This window comes from Actinoalloteichus caeruleus DSM 43889 (assembly GCF_000429185.2).
Taxonomy (GTDB): Bacteria; Actinomycetota; Actinomycetes; order Mycobacteriales; family Pseudonocardiaceae; genus Actinoalloteichus_B; species Actinoalloteichus_B caeruleus.
Genome location: NZ_AUBJ02000001.1, coordinates 4,160,165 through 4,183,612 on the forward strand (window position 1 = coordinate 4,160,165; position 23,448 = coordinate 4,183,612).

The 23,448-nt window shown below is 72.2% G+C and carries 20 protein-coding genes; 11 read left to right on the forward strand and 9 right to left on the reverse strand.

From position 1 onward, the window contains the following. Positions 1 to 22: 22 nt before the first annotated feature. Entirely contained in the window at positions 23 to 1,135 is a 1,113-nt protein-coding gene (locus G443_RS16450; protein WP_035291491.1) for an NAD(P)/FAD-dependent oxidoreductase, read from the forward strand. 239 nt (positions 1,136 to 1,374) lie between these two features. On the opposite strand, the gene G443_RS16455 is transcribed toward G443_RS16450, so the two are convergent. Further along, positions 1,375 to 1,962, reverse strand: coding sequence for a TetR/AcrR family transcriptional regulator (locus G443_RS16455; RefSeq protein WP_026417882.1), 588 nt, complete (start codon positions 1,960 to 1,962; stop codon positions 1,375 to 1,377). A gap of 64 nt (positions 1,963 to 2,026) precedes the next feature. Between G443_RS16455 and G443_RS16460 the strand changes: the two genes are divergently transcribed. After that, a complete protein-coding gene (locus tag G443_RS16460; RefSeq protein WP_026417883.1) occupies positions 2,027 to 2,869 on the forward strand; it encodes an LLM class F420-dependent oxidoreductase in 843 nt (280 codons plus the stop codon). Positions 2,870 to 3,284: 415 nt separating this feature from the next. Here G443_RS16460 and dnaB read toward each other — a convergent pair whose 3' ends face one another. The 5 genes from dnaB to rpsF form a co-directional block, all read right to left on the reverse strand. Further along, a complete protein-coding gene (gene dnaB / locus G443_RS16465; protein WP_026417884.1) occupies positions 3,285 to 4,646 on the reverse strand; it encodes a replicative DNA helicase in 1,362 nt (453 codons plus the stop codon). 473 nt (positions 4,647 to 5,119) lie between these two features. Then, complete coding sequence (rplI, locus tag G443_RS16470) at positions 5,120 to 5,575, reverse strand: 50S ribosomal protein L9 (protein WP_026417885.1); 456 nt, start codon at positions 5,573 to 5,575, stop codon at positions 5,120 to 5,122. 18 nt (positions 5,576 to 5,593) lie between these two features. Beyond that, complete coding sequence (gene rpsR, locus G443_RS16475; protein ID WP_016698008.1) at positions 5,594 to 5,842, reverse strand: 30S ribosomal protein S18; 249 nt, start codon at positions 5,840 to 5,842, stop codon at positions 5,594 to 5,596. Between the two features lie 70 nt (positions 5,843 to 5,912). Beyond that, complete coding sequence (locus tag G443_RS16480) at positions 5,913 to 6,404, reverse strand: single-stranded DNA-binding protein (protein WP_026417886.1); 492 nt, start codon at positions 6,402 to 6,404, stop codon at positions 5,913 to 5,915. A gap of 22 nt (positions 6,405 to 6,426) precedes the next feature. Continuing rightward, the gene (gene rpsF / locus G443_RS16485; RefSeq protein ID WP_081715277.1) at positions 6,427 to 6,723 is read right to left on the reverse strand and encodes a 30S ribosomal protein S6; all 297 of its coding nucleotides are present in this window, start codon (positions 6,721 to 6,723) and stop codon (positions 6,427 to 6,429) included. 279 nt (positions 6,724 to 7,002) lie between these two features. Here rpsF and G443_RS16490 point away from each other — a divergent pair, with 279 nt between their 5' ends. The 4 genes from G443_RS16490 to G443_RS16505 all read left to right on the forward strand — a co-directional run bounded on the left by G443_RS16490 (position 7,003) and on the right by G443_RS16505 (position 11,975). Continuing rightward, the gene (locus G443_RS16490) at positions 7,003 to 7,776 is read left to right on the forward strand and encodes a deoxyribonuclease IV (RefSeq protein WP_026417887.1); all 774 of its coding nucleotides are present in this window, start codon (positions 7,003 to 7,005) and stop codon (positions 7,774 to 7,776) included. Positions 7,777 to 7,982: 206 nt separating this feature from the next. Continuing rightward, complete coding sequence (locus G443_RS16495; RefSeq protein WP_155886051.1) at positions 7,983 to 9,620, forward strand: glycosyltransferase family protein; 1,638 nt, start codon at positions 7,983 to 7,985, stop codon at positions 9,618 to 9,620. A 368-nt stretch (positions 9,621 to 9,988) separates the two neighbouring features. After that, the gene (locus tag G443_RS16500) at positions 9,989 to 10,234 is read left to right on the forward strand and encodes a DUF397 domain-containing protein (RefSeq protein ID WP_051313643.1); all 246 of its coding nucleotides are present in this window, start codon (positions 9,989 to 9,991) and stop codon (positions 10,232 to 10,234) included. Between the two features lie 175 nt (positions 10,235 to 10,409). Continuing rightward, positions 10,410 to 11,975, forward strand: a complete 1,566-nt coding sequence (locus G443_RS16505; RefSeq protein WP_051313645.1) for a glycosyltransferase family 87 protein — start codon at positions 10,410 to 10,412, stop codon at positions 11,973 to 11,975. Between the two features lie 467 nt (positions 11,976 to 12,442). Here G443_RS16505 and G443_RS25120 read toward each other — a convergent pair whose 3' ends face one another. Next, complete coding sequence (locus tag G443_RS25120; protein WP_162147277.1) at positions 12,443 to 15,007, reverse strand: transglycosylase domain-containing protein; 2,565 nt, start codon at positions 15,005 to 15,007, stop codon at positions 12,443 to 12,445. Between the two features lie 1,198 nt (positions 15,008 to 16,205). Then, entirely contained in the window at positions 16,206 to 16,610 is a 405-nt protein-coding gene (locus G443_RS16515) for a DUF5318 family protein (RefSeq protein ID WP_026417890.1), read from the reverse strand. A gap of 201 nt (positions 16,611 to 16,811) precedes the next feature. Here G443_RS16515 and G443_RS16520 point away from each other — a divergent pair, with 201 nt between their 5' ends. From G443_RS16520 to G443_RS16540, 5 genes are all read left to right on the forward strand, one after another. After that, positions 16,812 to 17,438, forward strand: coding sequence for a PadR family transcriptional regulator (locus G443_RS16520; RefSeq protein ID WP_035291497.1), 627 nt, complete (start codon positions 16,812 to 16,814; stop codon positions 17,436 to 17,438). Between the two features lie 83 nt (positions 17,439 to 17,521). Continuing rightward, a complete protein-coding gene (locus tag G443_RS16525) occupies positions 17,522 to 18,613 on the forward strand; it encodes an inositol-3-phosphate synthase (RefSeq protein ID WP_026417891.1) in 1,092 nt (363 codons plus the stop codon). Positions 18,614 to 18,988: 375 nt separating this feature from the next. Continuing rightward, positions 18,989 to 19,702, forward strand: a complete 714-nt coding sequence (gene cutA, locus G443_RS25535; RefSeq protein WP_308208890.1) for a divalent-cation tolerance protein CutA — start codon at positions 18,989 to 18,991, stop codon at positions 19,700 to 19,702. Beyond that, positions 19,587 to 21,653, forward strand: a complete 2,067-nt coding sequence (locus tag G443_RS16535) for a PhoX family protein (protein WP_272500737.1) — start codon at positions 19,587 to 19,589, stop codon at positions 21,651 to 21,653. Before cutA ends, G443_RS16535 begins: the two co-directional genes overlap by 116 nt. A 187-nt stretch (positions 21,654 to 21,840) precedes the next feature. Beyond that, positions 21,841 to 22,530: an SDR family oxidoreductase gene (locus tag G443_RS16540; RefSeq protein WP_026417894.1), complete on the forward strand. Its 690-nt coding sequence runs from the start codon at positions 21,841 to 21,843 to the stop codon at positions 22,528 to 22,530. Between the two features lie 764 nt (positions 22,531 to 23,294). Here G443_RS16540 and G443_RS16545 read toward each other — a convergent pair. Next, a complete protein-coding gene (locus G443_RS16545) occupies positions 23,295 to 23,444 on the reverse strand; it encodes a hypothetical protein (RefSeq protein WP_169731680.1) in 150 nt (49 codons plus the stop codon). Positions 23,445 to 23,448 lie beyond the last annotated feature (4 nt).

A 23,448-nucleotide genomic window follows, 5' to 3' on the forward strand; every position in this document is an offset into this window, starting at 1 on the left:
GGTGAGGGAAAGGGGTACGACCATGACGCACCACATCGTCGTCCTGGGCGCCGGGTACGCGGGTTTGACGGCCGCTCGACGCGCCGCCCGGCTGCTGCGGGGCTCCGACGTCCGCCTGACGTTGGTCAACAGGTCCGAGCGGTTCGTTGAGCGGGTGCGACTGCACCAGCTCGCGGCGCGGGGGATTCCGCCCGGGCAGTCGTTGTTCCGTGCGCTCGCCGGCAGTGGGGTCGACCTCGTCGTGGGCGAGGTGGCTGAGGTCGACGCCGAGGCCCGCGCGGTGACCGTCGCCGGCCGCGCGGACAGGCTCACCTATGACACGCTCGTGTACGCGCTCGGCAGTGCCGCCGACCTCGACGCCGTGCCCGGGCTCCGCGAACACGGGTTCGCCGTGGCGGACGCGGAGGGGGCCGGGCGCCTCCGGGCCCGTCTCGACGAGCTGCCGGGTGGGGCGGTGGTGGCGGTCGTCGGCGCGGGGCCCACGGGTGTCGAGGTGGCGGCCGAACTCGCGGAGGCCAGGCCCGACCTGTCGGTCGAACTGGTGACGCGATCGGAGCTGGGGGGCGGGTTGTCCCCCGGGGCGCGACGTCACCTGCGTCGGACTTTCGCGCGGCTGGGTGTCGGGGTTCGCGAGCACCAGCGGGTCACGGCGGTCGAGCGGGACGGGGTGGTGACGGCCGAGGGGGCGCGGCTCGCGTGCACCGCCCTCGTGTGGGCCGGCGGTTTCCGGGTGCCGTCTCCCGCCGCGCGCTCGGCGCTGCGGACCGACGAGCGCGGGCGCCTCGTCGTGGACGGGCGGCTGCGTTCGGTGTCGCACCCCGAGGTGTACGGAGTGGGGGACAGCGCGAGTGCGGCGACGGTGACGGGTGGGGAGACGCGGATGTCCTGCCAGGCCGCTCTACCGATGGGCCGCTACGTCGCGGTGGACCTGGCACGAACCCTGCGGGGGCGGCGGTCGGGGAGACCAGCCCGCATCCGTGACCTCGGGCTGGACGTGGCTCTCGGCCGTCGGAACGCCGTCGTCCAGCTGTTCCGGGGAGGCGGTCGCCCCGTGGGCGCCGTGCTGACGGGGCGACCCGCCGCATGGATCAAGCACAGGGTGGTTCGGGCCGCCGCGTGGCTGGCCGGGGCCTGACGACGGTCGTTCGGGCGGCGCGTTCGCGGTGCGTCCGGCCGGTTGGTCCCGGGGGTGCCGGGCGGGAGGTGGGTGGCGTCGTCGCCGCTCGGTGGGCACCGGGCCGTGCCCACCACCTCCGCTGCCCGAGGCGCGGGCGGGGTCCCCACCAGGGGGGCGGCACGGCGGTCGGCGTCACGAGGACCGGTCCAGGGGCGTCGGGGCTCCTCCCGGTCGGATGGTCGCCGCGGCTCGGAGGGTCACGCCGGCGCCGGCGCCGGGGGCAGCGGTGCGCTGGCAGCTTCCGGGGACAGGCCGTCGAGCACGAGCGCGAGGTAGCGCGACCAGCCCCGTCCGACGTGGTCCGCGCTCGCGACGAGCATGGTGACCAGGCAGGGGAAGTCCTCCGGGGTCAGGTCGGCGCGCACCACGCCCGCCTGCCTGGCCCGGGTCAACACCTCGTCAAGGGGCCGCAGGTAGCGGCTGGCGATGGCGGCGGCCCGACCACCCCCGACCAGTTCGAGGATCCTCGGGTGCTCGACGAACACGGCGGTGCTCTCCGCCAGGGCGGTGGCCAGCGCGCGACGTGGATCGTCGTCGGCGGCGGCGCGCCGCAGGACCGGTTCCACCCGCTCGGAGAAGTAGTCCTCGAGCACCGCGGTGAGGAGGTCCTCCTTGGTGGGGAAGTGCCGGAACAGCGTGCGCGCGGTGACCCGCGCGTCCTTGGCGATCCGCTCCAGGGGGACCTCGCTGCCCAGTTCCTCCACTGCCGCCCGGGCCTGGGCCACGATGGCGGCCCGGTTGCGCCTGGCGTCCGCGCGTAGGGGCCCGTTCCTGCTCTCCGCCACCGCGCAACGCTAACACCCCTCCCAGTAAATGTCAGTTAAGTGACAGTTGTGTCATGATGCGTCCATGGAACACGGCATCGTCACCTTCCTGACCGACTACGGCATCGACCCGGTCCGCCTTGGCCATGCGGTGGAGGAGCGCGGGTTCGGGTCCCTGTTCCTCACCGAGCACACGCACATCCCCGCCAGCCGCATCACCCCGTGGCCGGTGGGCGCGCCGGTCCCGCGACCCCTGCCCCGCCACTACTCGCACACCTACGACCCGCTGGCCGCACTGGCCGCGATCGCGGCGACGACCGAGCGCGTCGGCCTCGGCACCGCCGTGTCGCTGGTCAACCAGCACCACCCGATCACGCTGGCCAAACAGGTCGCGAGCGTGGACCGCATCTCCGGAGGACGGCTCGAACTGGGCGTCGGCCCTGGTTGGAACAACGAGGAGATGGCCAACCACGGTGTCGACCCGGCGCGGCCGATCGCGCGGATGCTGGAGCACGTCGCGGCCATGAGGGCGATCTGGACCGAGGACGAACCGGAGTTCCACGGCGAGTTCGTCGACTTCGACCCGATCTGGTCCTGGCCCAAACCGGTCCGCCGCCCACCGGTGCTCGTCGCGGGCGTCGGGCCGACCGTGCTGGACCGCGTGTTGAGCCACGGTGACGGCTGGTTACCGCTCCCGCTCTTCAGCGCGGAGCGGTTCGCCGCGCGCATCGCGGAGCTGCGTTCCCGGGCGGCTGACGTCGGGCGCGCGGTGGACGTCACCCTCTACGGCGGCAGCCCGGGGGCGCTGGGCTCGTACCACGAGGCGGGGTTCGACCGGGTCCTGTTCGAGTTGCCCGACCACGAGGACCCCGACGACACCCTCCGTGAACTCGACCGCTTGGCCGGCGTCATCCACGGGAGGCGGTGATCGCGGGTGGGACCTGGGCCGAGCCACGGCCGATCGGCCGACGTGGTCGAGGAGCAGAGGTGGTCGGACCCGGGTCACCACGCCAGCCCCGCGCCGGGTGACGGGTTGATCCGGGGCGTCCGGGGCCGTCTCCCACCGGCACCCGCGCGCCACGTGCCGGTGCGTGAGTGCCACCTCCGAGACACGTGCGATCAGGGGCCCGGGTGCCTCGTCCTCCAGCCAGTCGAAGCGGGGGTGGCCGCCCCGTTCCTGGCCCGGCCTCCTGGCCGAGATGGCGATCAGGGCCTGGCGACGACCCACCTCCGTCGCGCGTGGGCATCGGTCGCGGCCGCCCGGGAGCTCGGAGTGGCGTCCACCCGGTGACCGGCGGAACCAGGAAGGCACCACACGGGCCAGGCCCTACGGGTGCCGGGGCTCAGGTCTGGGCCATGTCCACGAAACGGCTGTAGTGCAGCTGGTGGGCGACGGTGATCGTCGAGGTCGGGCCGGCGCGGTGCTTGGCCAGGATGAGGTCGGCCTCGCCCATCCGGGGGTCGTCCCGTTCCCAGGCGTCCGGGCGGTTGATCAGGAGGACCATGTCCGCGTCCTGCTCCAGCGAGCCGGACTCCCGCAGGTCGGAGAGCATGGGGCGTTTGTCGGTGCGCTGCTCGGGGCCACGGTTCAACTGGCTGATCGCCACTACCGGGACCTCGAGTTCCTTCGCCAGGAGCTTGAGGTTCCGGGAGAACTCCGAGACCTCCTGCTGGCGGGACTCCACCCGTTTGCCCGAGGTCATCAGCTGGAGGTAGTCGACGACGACGAGTTTGAGGTCGTTGCGCTGCTTCAGGCGCCGAGCCTTGGCCCGGATCTCCATCATGGTCAGGTTGGGCGAGTCGTCGACGAAGAGCGGTGCCTCGCTGACCTCGCTCATCCGCCTGGCCAACCGGGTCCAGTCGTCGTCGGACATCCGGCCGCCCCGCATGTCCTGGAGCCGGATCCGAGCCTCCGCCGAGAGCATGCGCATCACGATCTCGGTCTTGCTCATCTCCAGGGAGAAGATGACGCTGGTCATGCCGTGCTTGATGGAGCAGGACCTGGCGAAGTCCAGCCCCAGGGTGGACTTGCCGACACCGGGACGCGCGGCCACGATGATCATCTGGCCCGGGTGGAGGCCGTTGGTCACGGCGTCCAGATCCGTGAAGCCGCTGGGGACCCCGAGGGACATCCCCCCTCGCGACGCGATGGCGTCGATCTCGTCCATCGTCGGCTGGAGCAGGTCCTCCAGCACCGAGTAGTCCTCCGAGGTGCGCCGTTCCGTCACCTCGTAGATGGAGGACTGGGCGCGGTCGACCACGTCGTCGATGTCGGCGCCCTCCGCGCCGTGGTAGCCGAGCTGGACGATGCGGGTGCCGGCCTCGACGAGCCGTCGCAACACCGCCTTCTCCGCGACGATCTCCGCGTAGTAGCCCGCGTTGGCCGCGGTGGGCACGGTCGCGATCAGGGTGTGGATGTAGGGAGCACCACCGACCCTGGTCAGCTCCCCCCGGCGTTCCAGTTCCGCCGAGACGGTGATCGGGTCGGCCGGTTCACCCCGCCCGTAGAGGTCGAGGACGCAGTCGTAGATCGACTGGTGTGCCGGGCGGTAGAAGTCGTTGGGCGTGATGACCTCGACCACGTCCGCGATCGCGTCCTTGCTCAGCAACATGCCGCCCAGTACCGACTGCTCGGCCGTCAGGTCCTGGGGTGGCTGCCGCTCGAAGCCCTCCGGCGTGGCAGCTCGCTCGTCGGTCAGCGCCACCTGTCCCCCTCGAACTCCTGTGGTGTCGGTCTCGGTCTGGTCCCGGCCCCAGCTGGGCGCGACAGCGCAGCGCACCGCCGTGCGGGCACGCTAGGACGCCCCGGCGTGCCCAGGCAAACAGGCATGGGGGCAGCCTGTGGACAACCTGGGGACAACCTGGGGCGGGTTGACCACATTTCGGTGGAGAACTGGGGATAACTTGGGGACAACTCACGGCACCCCCGACATCAGTGCAGGTCAGGGGCTGTGGATAACTTGTGGATAAACTGACGGCCGGTTGTGCGGCGTGTCGGTCCAAGTTGTGAATTCGGCGTGTCGCGCCTGTTCCTCACCGGCACCGCCGGGAACGCACGACCTGTCGCGGAGGGCCGGAACGACACGGACCCCACGTGTCGCACCGATCAGGAGCGGGACACGTGGGGGTCCGTCAGTCACTACGGCACCGCTGCCGGGGTTCGCCCGGTCGCGGAGCCTCAGCTCGCGGCGACGACCTCGAGCCGCAGGTCGACCTTGACGTCAGGGTGAAGGCGGACGTCAACGCCGTACTTGCCGGTCTTCTTGATGTGGCCGCGCAGCTGCACGGCCCGCTTGTCGAGCAGGGGGCCACCGGCGGCCTTGACGGCCGAGACGACGTCGGCCGTGGTGACCGAGCCGAACAGCTTGCCGGAGTCGGCGCTGGCACGGACCTCGTACCGGACCGGACCCAGGTTGTCCAGCGTCGCCTTGACCTCCTTGGCGTGGTCGAGGTCGCGGATCCGCCGGGACTCCTGGGAGCGGCGGATCGTGGCCACCTGCTTCTCCGCGCCCTTGGTCGCCAGGATGGCGTAGCCGCGGGGAACGAGGTAGTTGCGGCCGTAACCGTCCTTGACCTCGACGATGTCGCCCGGGCCACCGAGTCCCGTCACGTCCGTGGTGAGGATGAGCTTCATCTTCGATCCTCTTCCTGGTCAGCGAGCGGTGGAGGTGTAGGGCAACAACGCCATCTCGCGGGCGTTCTTCACCGCGACGGCGACATCACGCTGGTGCTGGCTGCAGTTGCCGGTCACCCGACGGGCGCGGATCTTGCCGCGGTCGGAGATGTACTTCCGCAGCAGCGTGGTGTCCTTGTAGTCGATGTTCGTCAGAACACCCTTCCGGGCGTCCTTGCAGAAGACGCAAACCTTCTTCTTGGGCTTGCGAACGGGTGGCTTGGCCATCTGGTGTTACTCCCGAAACTCGTCAGATCTTCGACGGGGCGGCGCGTGCCGTGGTTGATCCGGGACCGGATCAAAACGGCGGCTCGTCGTCGTATCCGCCACTGTTGCCGCCGGAACCGGCCGGCGGTGCGGAGCCCCACGGGTCGTCCGAGGGCGCGGCGGCGGGCGCGCCGCCACCGAATCCGCCGGAACCGCCGCCACGGCTGACCTTGTTCACCTTCGCCGTGGCGTAGCGCAGCGACGGACCGATCTCGTCGACGTCCATCTCGATCACGGTGCGCTTCTCGCCGTTGGACTCGAAGCTCCGCTGCTTGAGCCGGCCCTGCACGACCACCCGCATGCCTCGCTGGAGCGACTCGGCGACGTTCTCCGCCGCCTGCCGCCAGATGCTGCACCGCAGGAACAGCGCCTCGCCGTCCTTCCACTCGCCGCTCTGGCGGTCGAAGGTGCGCGGGGTGGAGGCGACCGTGAAGCTGGCCACCGCCGCTCCGGTCTTGGTGAACCGCAGGTCCGGGTCGGCGGTGAGGTTGCCGACCACCGTGATTACCGTGTCACCGGCCATCGTGGGTCACGCCTCTCGCTGGTCAGGACTTGGCGGTCTCGCGGCGGAGCACCTTGGTCCGGAGCACCGACTCGGTCAGGGAGAGCTGGCGGTCCAGCTCCTTCACCGTGTCGGAGTCGGCACGCAGGTCGAGGACGGCGTAGATGCCCTCGCTGTGCTTGTTGATCTCGAAGGAGAGGCGACGGCGACCCCACACCTCGACGTTCTCGACCTCGCCGCCACCCGTGCGGATGACGTTGAGGAAGGTGTCGAGCGAGGGAGCCACGGTGCGCTCGTCCAGACTCGGGTCCAGGATGACCATGACCTCGTAATGACGCATGACTGACCTTCACCTCCTGTGGGCTTGGTGGCCACGGGCTCTCCGTGGCAGGAGGGTCGTCGCGTCAGCAACGGCGTCCACCGTAGCAGCGTCGGCCGGCACCGGGTCCTCGGCCTCCCCTCGTCCTCGGGGGATGAGGTGGGCCACACCAGCGACGACGTGCCGGTACCCCACTGGCCGGCCGCCGGCGAGGCGACGTCGTCGGCGTCGGGCGGACCACGGGCGGCCGGCAGCCACTGATCCGCCCACGGGGCCAACCGGGCAGCTAGGCTCGGGGCCATGCTCATCGGTGCCCACGTCGGTGACGACGATCCGCTCAACGAGGCCGAGGCCAGGGGCGCCGAGGTCGTGCAGGTCTTCCTCGCTGACCCCAAGAGCTGGAAGGCCGCCACGCCCCACCCCCAGGCGGAGCCACTCCGCGCCGCGGGGGTCCAGCTCTTCGTCCACTCGCCCTACGTCATCAACGTCGCCTCCACCAACAACCGGATCCGGATCCCCTCCCGCAAGCTCCTGCTGTCCCATGCCGAGGCGGCGGCGGCCTCGGGCGCGGCCGGTCTGGTCGTCCACGGCGGGCACGCCCGCAAGGGCGAGCCGGAGGACGTGGGGATCGAGAACTGGCGCAAGCTCTTCGGCCGGCAGCACGCCGAGGGGGGCTTCCCGGTTCCCGTCCTGGTGGAGAACACCGCGGGAGGTGACGGCGCGCTCGCCCGGCGGTTCGACGTGCTGGCCCGCCTGTGGGACGCGATCGGCGAGTACGAACCGGGCTTCTGCCTCGACACCTGCCACGCCTTCGCCGCGGGTGAGGACCTGGGCGACGTGGTCGACCGGGTCCGGTCCATCACCGGCCGGATCGACCTGGTGCACCTGAACAGTTCCCGGGACCCGTTCGGTTCCTCCCGTGACCGCCACGCCAACATCGGGGACGGCACGATCGACCCCGAGCTGCTGGTCAGCGTCTGCTCGGCGGCGAACGCCCCGGTGGTGGTGGAGACTCCGTCCGAGGGGCAGGCGGAGGACATCGCCTTCCTGCGCGGCAGGCTGGGCGCGGGCTGAACGGCGCGGGTGCCGCCGGCCGGGCCCGCGCGGACGACGACGACCAGCGACGGGACGACGGGACGAGTCCTCGGATGACGGGAGTTGGACCGGCCCGCCGCGTCCGACTCGCCACCGGTGGGCTGGTGCCCTCGCGGTGGCTGAGGGAGCGGGGGGAGACCGGCCAGTGGTCAGGCTGACGGAGCGGGCACAGTCAGGTGGATGAGATGCGGGGCGAGGAAGGGGTCGGCGCCGGCCCGGCGGCCGACGGAGCCGAGAACCGACCGGCTGGTCGGGCGCGCGGGTTGGCGGGACCGAGTACCGCCAACCGGCTCACCCGGTACGGGCTGGCGCTGGTGGTCCTGCTCAGCGGGCTGACGCTGCTGGCGGGATACGCCAACAAGGCCCGCTGCACCGGACCCGAGTTCGACGAGTACGGGCGCAGCGGCCCGATGTACAAGGAACGGATCGACGGCGACGTCTGCTACTCCGACATCCAGCACCTGTGGCTGGGCCGGGACATCGACAAGCACGTCTTCCCGTACCTCGACGGCAGCCTGAACGAGTACGGGCAGCCCGAGGGCGGCACCGTCGAGTACCCGGTGCTGACCGGCGTGGTCATCTGGGCTGGCGCGATCTTCGCCCACAACGACGCCGAGTTCCTGCTCGGGTCGGCGCTGGTGATGGCCCCCTTCGGCCTGCTGACGGCGTGGATGCTCGGTGGGCTCTCCCGGTGGCGCGCCCTGATCTGGGCGCTGGGACCGCCCGTCGTGCTGTACGCCTTCCACAACTGGGACCTGCCGGTGGTGCTCTGCGCGGTCGCCGCCGTGTACGTCGTGCACCGGGGCTGGGGGAGGCGGGGCGCGCACCGGCCGCTGACGGATCGGGCGTTGGTCGCCTCGGTCCTGCTCGCGCTCGGGTTCGCCTTCAAGATCTACCCGGGTGTCTTCGTCCTGCCGCTGCTGCTCTACGTCCTGACGGGGGGCATCGGTGGCCGGGAGTTGCCGGCCTCGGTCCGGCGGGCGGGGCGGCGCCTCGACCCGGCCGGCGCCATGCGGGTGGCGTTCGCCGCCGTCGTGACGGTCGTGCTGGTGAACCTGCCGTTCATGCTGCTCGGGTTCGAGGGCTGGCGGGCCTCCTTCGAGTTCCAGGGCAACCGCAAGGTCGACCTGACGACGAACTCGATCTGGTACTGGGGCTTCCGGCCGTGGTCCAATCCCGACAACGGCGCCTTCCAGGCCGCGATGGACGTGCTGTCGCCGACCCTGATGCTGGCCTCGTTCGCACTCGCCTGCTGGCTGGGGTGGCGGCGTTTCCAGCGGGAGGGCACCTACCCCTGGATCGCGGTCTCGGCGGCGATGCTCTGCGGCTTCCTGCTGCTGCACAAGGTGCACTCCCCCCAGTACACGCTGTGGCTGTTGCCGTTCTTCGTGCTCATGCGCATCCGGTGGCAGTGGATCGCCGCCTACTTCGTCGCGGACCTGGCCATGGGGATCGGGATCTTCCGGTGGTACTACATCACCACCTGGGGCTTGCCGCCGACCATCTACGACGGTTTCGCGCCGCAGGCGGTCATGATCGGGGTCTGGGGGCGGGCCGCCCTGTTGTTGGCGTTGTTCTTCGTGTTCCTGAACAGCCGGTCGACGGTGGACGGTGAACCCGCGCCCAGTCCGCGCCGCCGGCGGCCGGGGCTGAGCCGGTCGCCGGCCCAGGCGGCCGTGTCGGCGGGAGCCGTGGCGCGGGGCGGGGACCCGGCGGAGCCGGGCACCGGCGCGGCGGACGCTCCGGTGGGACGGGAGGACGACCTGGGTGGCGACGCCGAGGGCACCGCCGAACGCGGCGTACCCCCGGGGGATGTGAGGTAGCGGCGGCGCAGGCCTGGTCGGGGGGCGTACCAGGCCGGCGCCACCGAGTCCTAGTGTCGACCATGAGCGCCGTTTACGTAAGCCCTTGGTGGCCTTCCTCGCTTACGTTGTGTTGTTGAGGTGTGAACCGCCGGCAGCGCTGGCCCCGCTCAGGGGCGCGGTTTTTAGCCCGAACGGCGTAGATTCTCGTCACGGTCCTGGGTGTTCACGAGTCCAGCGTGCCTCGGTGGAGGGGCGTTGCTGGTGTGGCTCGGGTGAGTGCTCCGGCCCGCGCGGGTCGCCGGCTCGCGATCAATCGCAAAGATGTTTCACGATTTCCGTCGGGAGCAGCGCTCCACGAGGCACGAGACCCGACGGGAGTGGTGAGGATGAACCAGGAGGGAGCTGCCGGGTCCGGGTGGCGCAGCAGCAGCCACAGCGACGGGCAGTGCGTGGAGGTGCTGTTCGGGGACGGCGTGATCGGCGTCCGGGACTCCAAGCGACCCCGGGAACCAGTCCTGCTGGTGACCAGGATGGCGTGGCGGCGGTTCCTCCGGGGTCTTCGCCGGGACGAGTTCGTCACCCGGGAGGTACCCGAGGAACTGCGCGACTGGCCCGGTGCCGCCCGCCGATAGTTCACCACCGGGGCGGCGCGTTCGGGGAACACCTGGCGGCGGGAACCCGTAGCATCCGGCCGTGTCCAACCCTCCCGAGCGGCGTCAGCAGCACCCACCGGCTCCACCGGAGCGGAGCTCCGGCTCCGGGGCCGGCCAGCGGCGGGCCGCCGGGGCGAGAGTCGACCAGGACACGCTGACCCCGTCGACCAGGGTCGTCCCCAGCTGGACGGAGCCGCTCGCACGCCGGGCCGCCGCCCCGTTCGGCGGCCCCCTTGGCCGGCACGCGGTGATCGGGAGGCACTGGTTCTGGTCGCCGCTGCGGGTCGGGCTGCTGCTCGCGATCGTCATCCTCTGCCTCGGCTGGGGCACGAAGGCCGCCTGCATCCAGCAGTTCGTCCAGGACGGGGAGGCCTTCCTGGACTGGCGCGGCAACCGGCAGTACGTCGCGATGTGCTACTCCGACATCGTCCCGCTCTACACCGCGGAACACCTCGACCAGGGCGCCTTCCCCTACCGGGACAGCTGGACGGAGAACGCCGGCACCCCGGACGAGCAGGTCCGGTACATGGAGTACCCGGTGCTGACCGGGATGTTCCAGTGGGTCAACGCGAAACTCACCGACGCCTGGCTCAGCGTCGCCGAGAGCGGCCTGCTCCCCGCCGCCCTCCCCGTCGCGGTGTTCTTCAACCTCTCGGTGCTGTGGTTGGCGGTCGGCTGGTTGGTCACCGTGTGGGCGCTGTTCCTGCTGAGCGGGCGCCGGCCGTGGGACGCCGCGATCGCCGCGCTGTCGCCGCTGGTCATTGTGCACGCCTTCACGAACTTCGACACGCTCGCGACCGCCTTCGCGACCGCCGGCCTCCTGGCGTGGGCCCGGCGCAGACCGGTCCTGGCCGGTGTCCTGATCGGGTTGGGCGGGGCGGCCAAGCTGTACCCCCTGTTCCTCCTCGGACCGCTCCTCGTGCTCTGCCTGCGGGCCGGGAGGGTGGGTGACGGCCTGCGGGCCACCCTGGCGGCCGGGGCGGCCTGGCTGGCGATCAACGCTCCGATCTGGCTGCTCTACCCCGAGGGCTGGCGCGAGTTCTTCCGGCTGAACACCGAACGCCCGGCGGACCCCGACTCGCTGTACAACGTCGTCTCCTACTTCACGGGCTGGGCCGGGTTCGACGGGCCGCTCTCCCCCGGGGAGGCGCCGCTGGTGTTGAACCTCGTCAGCCTGCTGCTGTTCCTGGCGTGCTGCGCTGGCGTCGCCTGGGTGGCGCTCTCCGCGTCGAGGCGTCCTCGGCTCGCGCAGCTCGCGTTCCTGGCGGTGGCCGCGTTCCTGCTCACCAACAAGGTCTGGAGCCCCCAGTACTCGCTCTGGCTGGTGCCACTGGCCGTGCTCGCGCTCCCGAGGTGGCGCGTGCTGCTGGCCTGGATGACGGTGGACGCGCTGGTCTGGGTGCCCCGCATGTTCTTCTACCTCGGGGTGGACGACAAGGGCCTCCCCCCGGACTGGTTCCTCGGCATGGTCGTGCTCCGGGACCTGGCCGTCGTCGGTTTGTGCGTGTTGGTGCTGTGGGAGATCTACCGGCCCACCCGGGACCGGGTCCGGTCCGCCGGGGACGACGACCCGACCGGCGGGGTGCTCGCCGACGCGCCCGACGTGGTGGTGCTCGGGCGCCGGCGGCGGGGCGGCGGGGCGGACCGGCCCGACACCATGCGGTCGGTGGGCGGCGACGGGAAGTCCGACGTCGCGGTCATGCCCCCGCGCCCCGAGTAGCCGCCGGTCCGCTGGGCCACACGCGGGGCTCGGCGGGACACCGCCACGAGCACCCGCCCGTGCCGGGCGGCCTGGGGCGTCCCGCCACCTCGGCGTCGGTGTGCGGCGCTGGACGGGTGGCGCGGGAGGCAGCGGACCGCCGCCCCCGTCCCTCCGACACCCGGACCCGTCGTGGCGGGATCGACCGGCACGGCGAGCCCCTCCCCGGAGCCATCTGACCGGTCGACCGGATCTCACGACGTGCGTTCGGCCGTGGGACGAGGCTCGACCGGGGCCGCGACGCCTGGTGGGGACGGCACGCCCGCGTGGCGGCTGGCTCGCCGGCGTTCGGCGCCACCCGGCCCTGGCGGCACGATGTGCCCGCCGTGGTGGCGGCCGCTGGCCGGGTGACCGGGGAGGGAGTCACCGATCCCGGCCAGCGGTGGCGACCCGACCGCTGGCACGGGAACGAGGTCCTGGTCCCGTGGTCAGCTGATCGGCTGCGGGGTGGTGGTGAGCTGGGGGTCGTCCGACCGCCAGCCGAAGCCGTTCAGCACCTGGCCCCTGCTGCCCCGGTCCGGACCGTCACCCCAGCCGTCACCCTGCCCGTGGCACTCCCACGGGCGTTCCTCGCAGTCCCCTGGCGGCGGGCCGCCGGGATCAGGCTGGTCGTTGCCGTCGGACGGGTCCGGATCGGGTTGGTCGGTGTCCTCGGGCTCGGTGGACTCCTCGTCGGTGTGGCTGGGATCCGGGGCATCGGACTCCCGCTCCCGGTTCTCTTCCTCCTCCTGGCGGCGGCGCTCGGCCTCCTCCTCGGCCTGCCGGCTGGCCTCGATCTCCTCGGGCGAGGGACCGGCCTGGTGGGTGCCGATGCCGACCGCCTGCGGGAAGTCCTCCACCGGCTTGTCCGCCAGGTAGGCGTCCATGAAGGCCCGCCAGATGTCGGAGGGCACGGTCCGCCCGTACAACGGGTTCCCGGCGGCGTCCCGCATCTCCTGCTCCTGGTCGGAGCCGACCCACACCGCGGTGGAGATCTGCGGGGTGTAGCCGACCATCCAGGCCTTGGCGTTGCCGTCGGTGTTGCCGAACTGGTGGGTACCGGTCTTGGACGCCACCGGGCGCCCGTCGGCCAGCGACTGCTGGCTGGCGGCGGCGACCGGCAACAGGCTCTCGGTCAGGTTCCGGGCCAGCTGGCGGTTGTGCTCGGTGTCCTGCTGGTCGAAGGCGGGTACGCCCGCGGTGGCCTCCTCGTTGAGGAGCACCTCCTCACCGGTGTCCTCCCAGATCACGCTGGAGACGAAGTGCGGGTCCCGTTTGGTGCCATCGGCGGCGAAGGTGGCGTAGGCGGCGGCCATGTCGATGGTGCGCACCTGGTACTGGCCGAGGGCGATACCGAGGGCGGTGGCCTGGCTGCCCGGCTCCACCATGGTCTCGGCACCGTTGATCTCGTCGGGGATGCCGGAGAACACGGCCGCCTCCCGCACCCGCTTGGTGCCGAACTGGTTCGCCATGTCGATGAACGGGGTGTTCGCCGACACCTCGGTGGCCTCCCGCACGGTGCACCAGGTGGTGCTGGCGCACTTGGAGGAGTTCCGGAAGCTGGTGCCCTCGCGTTCGATCACGTCGGGCGACTCGTACCACTCGCCCAGGCCCTTGCCCTGCATGAGGCCGGCGAGGGTGACGAAGGGCTTGAAGGAGGAACCGGGCTGCTGGAGGCTCGTCGCGTAGTCGATGCCGGTCCCCCAGCCGGTGTCCTCGCCACCGGTCGGGTTGAGACCGCCACCGATGTAGGCGATGACCCCGCCTGTCTGCGGGTCGACCGCCACCAGCGAGCTGCGGAAGTGGGCCGGTTCGGTGGCCAACCGCTGCTCGACCGCCTCCCGCGCGGCCTGCTGGGCCGCCGGGTCGATGGTCGTCCGGACGGTCGCGCCGCGTTCCTGGAGCACGTCCATGCCGTAGCCGTTGGCGTCCAGCTCCCGCATGATCTGCTCGCGCAGCAGGTACTCGGTGGCGCTCACCCCGCTGGCCCGGGTCTCCTCCGGGTCCTTCAGGGTGTCGATCGGGTACTCCATGGTCTCGGCCTCGGCCGCGGTGATGGTGTTCGTCTCGACCATCTTGTTCACCGCGTGCTGCCACCGCGTCTCGGCGTGCTCGTGGCTGGACCGGGCCGGGTCGTGGCTGTAGGGCAGCTGGATCATCCCGGCCAGGAAGGCGGCCTGGGACGGGGTGATGTCCTCCAGCTTCGCGTCCCTGCCGAAGTAGGCCTGCATCGCCGAGGAGGGCCCGGTCGTGCCCCGACCGAAGGTGATGATGTTGATGTAGCTCTCGAAGATCTTGTCCTTGCTGAACTCCTGGGTGATCTTCACCGAGAGCACCAGTTCCTTGAACTTCCTGGTGTAGGTGGAGTCCATCTCCTGGGTGGCCTGCTTGATGTACTGCTGCGTCAGGCCGGACCCGCCGCCGTAGCCGGTGATGGCGGCCCGGGCGATACCGACCGGGTCGAAACCGCTGTTGCGCTCGAACGACTGGTCCTCGACCGAGATGATGGCCTGCTTGAGGACCTCGGGGATCTCCTCGGCCGGCACGAACTGGAAGTCACCGCCGTCCTCGGCCTGCGGGGTGTAGCGCATCAACTCCCGCTCGTCCTCGGACTGGATGATCACCGTCTTGTCGCGGCCGGACAGGATCTCCTGGGGGTCGGGCACGTCCCACATGAAGTAGCCGACCGCGAAGGCGGTGGCCGGGGCGAGGAACGCCAGGGCCGCCGCGACATAGCCGGTGCGGCGGATGCGCCGCCACACCTTCTTCTTGCGGGCCTTCTTCGCGGCGAGTTCGTCGACCTCGTCGTCGGGGTCGTCCCCGTCGTCGAAGCCCGGCGAGTGCGCCGAGGTGGTGAGGGGCTCCTCGTGGGTGATCAGGCGTTCGCGCAGGACGGTCGTGGGTGCCTCGTCGCCGGGCGGCATCCCCGCGCCGTTCCGGGGCGGTGTGCCCAGCCCCTGGGGTGGCTGACCACCCGGCGGGGTGCCGCCGGGAGCGGGGGGTGCCTGGTTCATCCGGGTCGCGGCGTCCTGACCCGGTCCCTGCGGACCGGGGGGGCCACCTGGCGCTCCTGGACCACCCTGCGGACCGGGGCCGTGTCCTCCGGGGGCGGGCGGTTGCTGGTTCATCCGGGTGGCCGGGTCCTGGTTCGGCGATCCCGGCCCGCCTGCCGCCGCGTGGCCGGCGGCAGCGCCCGCGGCCGCGCCGCCGAGCGCTCCGGCGGCGGCCGCGCCGGCCTGCTGGCCTCGTGGCGGGCGTCGATCGCCCTCGGGCTGGTCACCGGGCCTGCCCTGAGGGCTGGCCGAGGGGCCGTTGAGAGCGCGGTCCACGCGGTTGGGCTGGTCACCGGGTTCCGGCCGGTTCTGCGGGGCACCGCCCTGCGCGCCGGGGCCGTGCTGCGGGTTGCCGGGGGTGCCCTGGTGCGCGCCGGGGGCGGCGGTTGCGGGGGTCGACCACCCGGGCCGCCGGGGGCCTGGGGTGGCTGCGGTGCTCCCGGCGGCTGCTGGGGCGGCGGACCGCCCGGGCGCTGCTGGCCGGCGGGCGCGCCCGCCGGCCTCTGGTGACCCGGCCCGGGCTGGGCCGGAGGGCGCTGGGGCTGCTGGCCCGGGGGCGGGTTCTGCCCCTGCGGCCCGGCGTTCGGGGCGGAGGGGCGCTGGCCTCCCGGCGGACCGGCGGGGGGCGGCGAACCGCCCAACTGGCCGCTCAGGGAGGGTGGCGCGCCGGCCGCCCCGTGGGGTGCACCGGGCGGCGGGCCGCTGATGGGCTGGCCGCCAGGGGGCGTACCCGGAGGGCGGCCGGACGGCGGCGGCTGACCGGGGCCGGCGGGTGGCCGTTGTCCTCCCGGGCCGGGCCGTGGTGGATGCGGGCCGGGGCCGTGCGGCGGCTGCGGCGGGCGCTGCGCGCCTCCTCCCGGCCAGGACGGCGGCTGGTCTCCGCCGGGGCCGTGGTTCGCCGGACCCCCCTCGCGGGGGGCGTGGCCACTCGGTGGATCATTCACATCATGACGTGCACCACCGGGGTGGCGTTCGTCACGCGGTCCCCGGGGTGCGGGGCCGCCCTGCGGCGACCGGGGTTCCCGGTCACCCTGCGACCGGTTGTCATGTGCGTCGTTCACGAGTAGGGCCTCCCAAACTGACGCCCCATCCTGGCACGTCGTTCGGCGTTCTCGGCGGTTCCGGTGTGTTCTCGGCGCTGGTGGTGGTCACGGTGTGCTCACTCGGCGGCCGTCCACCGCCGGGAACCGCCGTCGCGCGATCCGCGCCCTCCCAAGACGTATGACTGCACCAGGTGGTTCCAGCCGCACGTCCGGCAGACCTCGACCACGTATACCGAGAACTCCTCGAACATGGTCGCCATCCGCGCCAGTTCCTGTGGCGCCCGCGCCGACCCCGCGGCGTGCTTGAGTTCGTCGCCGTAGATCCAGGAAACCCTGGTCAGCAACTCCTTCCGGCACATCGGGCAGGTCACGTCGCTTGGCTCGCCGTGGAACTTCGCCGCCCGCAGCAGGTACGGGCTGGCGTCGCAGACCTCCATCACCCCGACTCGACCCGAGTGCACGTCGGCGAGCAGCGCCCTGCGCTGCAACGCGTAGTCCACCACCTGTCGTTGGGTCCGCACGAGAACAGCGTACGTGCCCGGGGAAGGGGGGCCATGCGCTGATCGGGGGTCCTTCGGCTGCCGCCCGCGCGGACCGTGACGGAGCGCACCGCGCGGGGCCGCTCACAAGTACGCACCCGATGTATCGACGCGATATAGTGGAGCGACGCATCAGTCAGTGTCGACGATGCACCGTACCTGGGTGAGTGGATCGGGGGTGTTGTGCTGGAACTGGCTGTCCTCGGCCTGTTGCATGAGGCGCCGATGCACGGGTACGAGCTCCGGAAGCGCCTCTTCACGCTCCTCGGCGGGTTTCGGGCGTTCTCCTACGGCTCCCTGTACCCCACGCTGCGGCGACTGCAACGTGCCGAACTCATCGCCGAGGACGGTGAGGACGCTCCGCCCCGAGCGTGGGGGCGACGCGCCAGGAAGGTGTACCGGCTCACCCCGGAAGGCAAGGAACGCTTCGCCGACCTCGTCGCGGACGTGAGACCGCAGACCTGGGAGGACGCGTCCTTCGGGGTGCACCTCGCCTTCTTCTCCCGCACACCCGCGGAGGTGCGGATGCGCATCCTCGAGGGCCGTCGGCGGCATGTGGAGGAACGCCGGGAGGGCCTGCGGGCCGCGCTCGCGAGGGCCGGGCAGCAGATCGACCGGTACACGCGGGAGTTGCACCGGATGGGGTTGGAGACCTCCGACCGCGAGGTGCGGTGGCTGAACGAGTTGATCGCGCACGAACGGGACGAGGAGAGGCCGAACGTCGCCCCGGAGCCCCAGAGCCAGGCGGGAGACGGCCAGGCGGGACACGAGGCCGAGCGGGACACCGCGCCGCGGGAGCGGGAGCCGTGAGGGTTCCCGGCCCGACCAGGGCTGGCGTGAGCCAGCCGCACAGCACACCGGTCTTGGAAGACAGAGTGAAGGAGGACCCGGCCATGGGCGGAGAACGCCGCAGCGTACGGGTGGCAATCGTCGGCGTCGGCAACTGCGCGGCGTCGCTGGTGCAGGGCGTGCACTACTACCGGGAGGCGGCTCCCGACACCAACGTGCCCGGGCTGATGCACGTGCAGTTCGGTGACTACCACGTCCGGGACATCGAGTTCGTCGCGGCCTTCGACGTGGACGCCAAGAAGGTCGGCCACGACCTCGCCGAGGCCATCGTCGCCAGCGAGAACAACACCATAAAGATCTGCGACGTCCCCCCGGTGGGTGTCACCGTGCAGCGCGGCCACACCCTCGACGGCCTCGGTCGCTACTACCGCGAGACGATCGAGGAGTCGGACGAGAAGCCGGTCGACGTGGTGGAGGCCCTGCGGCAGAGCGAGGCCGACGTCCTCGTCTGCTACCTGCCCGTGGGGTCCGAGGAAGCCGCGCTGTTCTACGCCGACGCCGCCATCAGGGCGGGCGTGGCCTTCGTGAACGCGCTGCCGGTGTTCATCGCCTCCGACCCGGAGTGGGCCGAGCGGTTCAGGGCGGCCGGGGTGCCGATCGTCGGGGACGACATCAAGTCCCAGGTGGGGGCGACCATCACCCACCGGGTGCTGACCAGGCTCTTCGAGGACCGGGGCGTGCAGGTCGACCGGACCATGCAGCTGAACGTCGGCGGCAACATGGACTTCAAGAACATGTTGGAGCGCGACCGGCTGGAGTCCAAGAAGATCTCCAAGACGCAGTCCGTCACCTCCCAGGTCGACCGGGACCTCGGCAAGCGCAACGTGCACATCGGTCCCTCCGACTACGTGGAGTGGTTGGACGACCGCAAGTGGGCCTACGTGCGGCTGGAGGGCCGGGCCTTCGGTGACGTGCCGCTGAACCTCGAGTACAAGCTGGAGGTCTGGGACTCCCCCAACTCCGCCGGCATCATCATCGACGCCGTGCGCGCCGCGAAGATCGCCAAGGACCGAGGGGTGGCCGGCCCGGTGTACTCGGCGTCGTCCTACCTGATGAAGTCGCCGCCCACCCAGTACTCGGACTCGGTGGCCCGCGACAAGGTCGAGTCGTTCATCCGGGGCGAGATCGACGAGTGATCCACCCGCGTCGCGGATGACGGGGGCCACGCGGACGCGTGGCCCCCGTCTGCTCTGCCCCGCGGTCGCCGGACACCGGGTGTGGACCCGACGCGGTCCCCGGGTGGGTGCCCGGGTCGCCGGGTGCGGGCTGGCCAAGGTCGCGTGCCGCCGGCGGCGCGCGGCGGGCTCGACCGGCGGGCGGGCGGCGTGGCAGCGGGACGGCGACCGGCCAGGGGTTCGGGTCGGCGGCCGCCGAGGGCGGTGGCGGCCGCGCGGGGTCGGGCGTCGACCCCGCTGGGAGCATTGGCCTCACGAGTCACAACGTCGTGGTGACCACCGTGGGATTCCGCTGACCAGGCCCAGGAGCTGGCACGTGGCGCCGTCGAAGCACGGCTGCCGGCGTGCGCGCGGGTGGTCGGGCCCGTCGTCAGCGTCCACCGGTGGGAGGGCGAGGTGCGGACGGACCAGGAGTGGCAGGTCGTCCGCAAGACCACGGCCGCCGCCACCGACCGGTTGGTGGAGCACCCGCGTTCCACCCACGGCTACGACGTGCCCGAAGTGATCGTCAGCCCCATCACCCGAGGGAACCCGGCCTACCTGTCCTGGCTGGACGAGGAGACCGCCCAGGCCCCGGTGGGTTCGGGTCCGCCAGCCCTGGTTCGACGCGCGGGCGAGGCCGGCGGTGCGAGCGGTCGTGCTCCACCTCCCGCCGGGGCCACGAGCGGGAGGTGGCGGGCGATGGCGCCGATCTCGTACTCGCGGTCGTCCGGTGGCGGTCGGGACATCCCCGGCCCCCGGCTGGGTGGTGGCACCGCTCGGTCGGTGGCGGCGGAAGCCTGGCGGCACGATGCTCGCGTGGGCGCGGCGTGGTGTTCCCCCGTCGTTCACCTCGCGGACGGCCGCCGCTCCTACGGTCGGCTCGTTCCCGTCGCCGAGCTCCCCGGAGGACCCCGTGTCCATCCCGCCACCCGGAGAACGCCGCACCATCCCCCTGCCGCTCGCCGCCGGGCACGTCGGCGGCCGCTCGGGCATCACCTGCCGGTACCGCTGCGCCGACGCCTGCGCGCACGACGCCCCCAACCGTTCCGACAACCCGTACTTCGGTGACCTCGTCCGCACGGCGATGAGCCGGCGCGGTGTGCTGCGTGCCGCCGCCGTGGTGACCGTCGGTGGTGGGGCGCTGGCGATGACGGCCGGCCAGGCGGCGGCCGGGCCCGGCGGCAGCCAGGCCACGGCCCGCGGCGGTGGTTCGGGGCCCGCGATCGGCACGGACTTCGAGTCGGTCACGCCGAACACCGAGGACGCGGTGGTGATCCCGACCGGCTACCGGCAGCAGGTGATCATCCGCTGGGGTGACCCCGTGGTCGGGGACGCGCCCCGGTTCGACTTCGACCACCAGACGGCCGCCGCGCAGGAGGCGCAGTTCGGGTACAACTGCGACTTCGCCGGTCTGATCCCCCGGGACGCGCTGGGCCAGGACAACTGGCTGGTCGTCAACCACGAGTACACCACCGAACCGGAGATGTTCCGGGGTTACGACCCGGACGACCCGACCGAGGAGCAGGTGCGCATCGGTTGGGCCGCGCACGGCCTGTCGGTGGTGCGGGCGCTGCGGGACCCGGTGGCCGGCGGGCTGCGGGTCGTGCCCAGCCGGTACGGCCGCCGCATCACCGTCCGCACCCCGTTCGAACTGACCGGTCCGGCGGCGGGCAGCGAGCTGCTGCGGACGTCGGCCGACCCGACCGGGCGCACCGTGCTCGGCACGCTGAACAACTGCGCCGGCGGCGTCACGCCCTGGGGCACGGTGCTCTCGGGCGAGGAGAACTTCAACCAGTACTTCGGCAACGCCGACCAGGTGACAGACCCGGTGGCCGCGGAACGGCTGGCGCGTTACGGCATCAGTGGCGGCGCCAGCACCCGCAAGTGGGAGCGGTTCGACGACAGGTTCGACCTCGCGGTCGAACCGAACGAGGTCAACCGGTTCGGCTGGGTGGTCGAGGTCGACCCGAGCGACCCCGACTCGACTCCCGTCAAGCACACCGCCCTGGGCCGGTTCAAGCACGAGGGCGCCACCATCCGGCTGACCGAGGACGGCCGGGCCGTGGCGTACCAGGGGGACGACGAGCGCTTCGACTACCTCTACAAGTTCGTCTCCCGGGGGCGGATGGTGCCCGGGAACACCCGGGCGGCCCGCCGGCACAACATGCGCCTGCTCGACGACGGAACCCTGTACGTGGCGAGGCTGACGGGCGACAGCCCCGCCGAGGAGATCGACGGTTCCGGGGCGTTGCCCGCCGACGGCGAGTTCGGCGGGACCGGCGAGTGGGTCCCGCTGGCCAGGGGCGACCGTTCCCTCGTGCCGGGGATGACCGCGGAGGAGGTGTACGTCTTCACCCGCCTGGCCGCCGACCGGGTCGGCGCGACCAAGATGGACCGGCCCGAGGACGTCGAGGCGAACCCGGTCACCGGGCGGGTGTACGCGGCGTTGACGAACAACGCGAACCGGGGTGCCGCCGGCAGCGCCGGCCCGGACGAGGCCAACCCGCGAGCGGGGAACAAGCACGGTCACGTGCTGGAGTGGGAGGAGGCCGGCGGGGACGCGGCCGCGACCACGTTCCGGTGGCGGTTGCTGCTGGTGTGCGGTGACCCGGAGTCGCCGGACACCTACTTCGCGGGCTTCGACAAGAGCCAGGTCAGTCCGATCACCAGCCCGGACAACCTGGCCTTCGACGACCACGGGAACCTGTGGATCTCCACCGACTCCACCGGGGCGCTCGGCATCAACGACGGGCTGTACGTGGTCCCCACCGAGGGCGAACGCCGAGGTGAGCTGAAGCTGTTCCTCACCGTCCCCCGGGGTGCGGAGGCGTGTGGACCGATCGTCACCGAGGACCTCGTCACGGTCTGCGTGCAGCACCCGGGGGAGATCGACGGGTCGAGCGCGGAACGGCCGGGCTCGGACTGGCCGGACGGTGGTGGCGCGAACCCCCGCCCGTCGGTGGTGGGGGTGTGGCGCACCGGCCCGGGTGGACGGGGAGTCGGCCGGATCGGCCGGTGACGAGCCGGGGCGCCCCCGGTTCGGGGCGGGGCGCCCCCACCACCAGCCCGGCCCCGTCTGGCTGGCCGTCGCGACGGGTGCGGGACGGCCCCCGTCTGGTCGGGTCGGCCGGACGAGGCACGGGAGTGACCCCGGGACCCCGGACTCGGTCGGACGGGTCGGCCGTGGGACGAATACGGTCGGGGCCATGACTTCCTCTCGTCCCCTAGCCCTGATCACCGGCGCCTCCCGAGGGGTGGGTGCCGCCGTCGCCCGGGAGTTGGCGCCGACGCACCGGCTGTTGCTCGGTGGCCGGGACACGCCGACGCTCCACGAGACCGTGTCCTCCGTGGAGGGTGCGGAGCCGTTCGCGGTGGAGCTGACCGATGCGGCCTCGCTGGCGGACGCGGTGCGCGGCATCGACCGGCTCGACGTCCTGGTGCACAGCGCGGGAGTCGCCGAGATCGGTGCCATCGCCGACCAGGGTGGTGAGGTCTGGCGGCGGACGATGGAGGTCAACGTGATCGCCGTCGTGGAGCTGACGAGGCTGTTGCTTCCGGCGTTGCGGGCGGCCGGGGGGCACGTGGTGCTCGTCAACTCGGGAGCGGGGCTGCGGCCCCCGAACCCGGGGTGGGGTTCCTACGCGGCCAGCAAGCACGCGTTGCGCGCCTTCGCGGACGCGTTGGGGGTCGAGGAGCGGGAGCACGGCGTCCGGGTCACCTCCGTCTTCCCGGGGCGGGTGGCCACGGACATGCAGCGCCAGGTGCGGGCGGCCGAGGGGACCGACTACGTGCCGGAGCACTACCTGCGGCCGGAGACGGTGGCCAGGGCGGTCGGCCAGGCGCTGTCGACACCCGCTGACGGGCTGACGACCGAGATCGTGCTGCGCCCCGCCTGATCCGGGCGGGGGTCCGGCGGCCCCGGCCGTTGGGGCCGGGTCGTCGCTCGGGGTGCCTCCGCGACGGCGTCCCGGCCGGGCGCGGGTTCGCCTCGGTCGACGTCGTGCTCGCCCGTGCCGAGGGGGTGGACTTCGGCCAGCGCCGCCCGGAGCCGAGCCACCTCACCGGGCGGCGGTGAGTGGTCGGGAGCGCGGTGCCGGCTGAGGCTCGTACCGGTTGGGGCGGTGCCAGCGGGCCGGACGGCTCCGGCGCCGTGTCGTCCCGCGTGGGGGTCGTCCCGCCGCGAGCGCGGGGTGGGCCGCGGCGATGGCGGTCCTGCCCGTGCGCGGACCGCGAGGTGCCGACGTTGGCCCGGGAACCCGGGGGCGGGGCCAGGGCTGCCCGGGGAGGTGCCGGCTGCCCGGGGAGGTGACCCTTGCGTCCCCTCGGCGTCGTTCGTCCGCGTCCTCGGCGCCCGACGTCGTCCGGGTGGAGGGCGTGACGTGCCGCCCGTACGGGCTGGAGGGGGCGTGGGGCGGTCGGCCTCCACGAACGCGGTGGAGGTGACATCCCGCCTCGGAGTCGGTGCGTACCGGGGCGGGGGAAGTGTTCCGCTGGTCAGCGGGAGGGTGACCTGGAAATTGGAAGACCCCGCAGTGCTGCCAGGTCGGGGGTCCGCCAGCACCGCAGGGTCACAATGCTCATCGTAAGACCACCCGAACGTGTTACACCCACGGACTTTGTGAGCCACGTCACCGAACTGGTTGGGGGTGGTCTCGGGGGGTCAGCGCTGGATCGTCTCGTGGCGCTGCTGGATCATCAACAGCTCGTCGCGCAGCGCCGGGCTGCTCGCGGCGTTGTCGATGGCGCGCTGGATCGCGCGGCGGCCACGGTTCCGGGCACGGCGGGCTCGAAGGGTGGCGGCGATGTTCATGGTG

Bases quoted from the DNA above. Each gene is read 5' to 3' on its own strand.
- G443_RS16450 (WP_035291491.1), top strand. From the start codon at position 23: ATGACGCACCACATCGTCGTCCTGGGCGCCGGGTACGCGGGTTTGACG.
- G443_RS16460 (WP_026417883.1), top strand. From the start codon at position 2,027: ATGGAACACGGCATCGTCACCTTCCTGACCGACTACGGCATCGACCCG.
- rplI (WP_026417885.1), bottom strand. From the start codon at position 5,575: ATGAAGCTCATCCTCACCACGGACGTGACGGGACTCGGTGGCCCGGGC.
- rpsR (WP_016698008.1), bottom strand. From the start codon at position 5,842: ATGGCCAAGCCACCCGTTCGCAAGCCCAAGAAGAAGGTTTGCGTCTTC.
- G443_RS16480 (WP_026417886.1), bottom strand. From the start codon at position 6,404: ATGGCCGGTGACACGGTAATCACGGTGGTCGGCAACCTCACCGCCGAC.
- rpsF (WP_081715277.1), bottom strand. From the start codon at position 6,723: ATGCGTCATTACGAGGTCATGGTCATCCTGGACCCGAGTCTGGACGAG.
- G443_RS16490 (WP_026417887.1), top strand. From the start codon at position 7,003: ATGCTCATCGGTGCCCACGTCGGTGACGACGATCCGCTCAACGAGGCC.
- G443_RS16495 (WP_155886051.1), top strand. From the start codon at position 7,983: ATGCGGGGCGAGGAAGGGGTCGGCGCCGGCCCGGCGGCCGACGGAGCC.
- G443_RS16500 (WP_051313643.1), top strand. From the start codon at position 9,989: ATGAACCAGGAGGGAGCTGCCGGGTCCGGGTGGCGCAGCAGCAGCCAC.
- G443_RS25120 (WP_162147277.1), bottom strand. From the start codon at position 15,007: ATGAACCAGGCACCCCCCGCTCCCGGCGGCACCCCGCCGGGTGGTCAG.
- G443_RS16525 (WP_026417891.1), top strand. From the start codon at position 17,522: ATGGGCGGAGAACGCCGCAGCGTACGGGTGGCAATCGTCGGCGTCGGC.
- G443_RS16540 (WP_026417894.1), top strand. From the start codon at position 21,841: ATGACTTCCTCTCGTCCCCTAGCCCTGATCACCGGCGCCTCCCGAGGG.
- G443_RS16545 (WP_169731680.1), bottom strand. From the start codon at position 23,444: ATGAACATCGCCGCCACCCTTCGAGCCCGCCGTGCCCGGAACCGTGGC.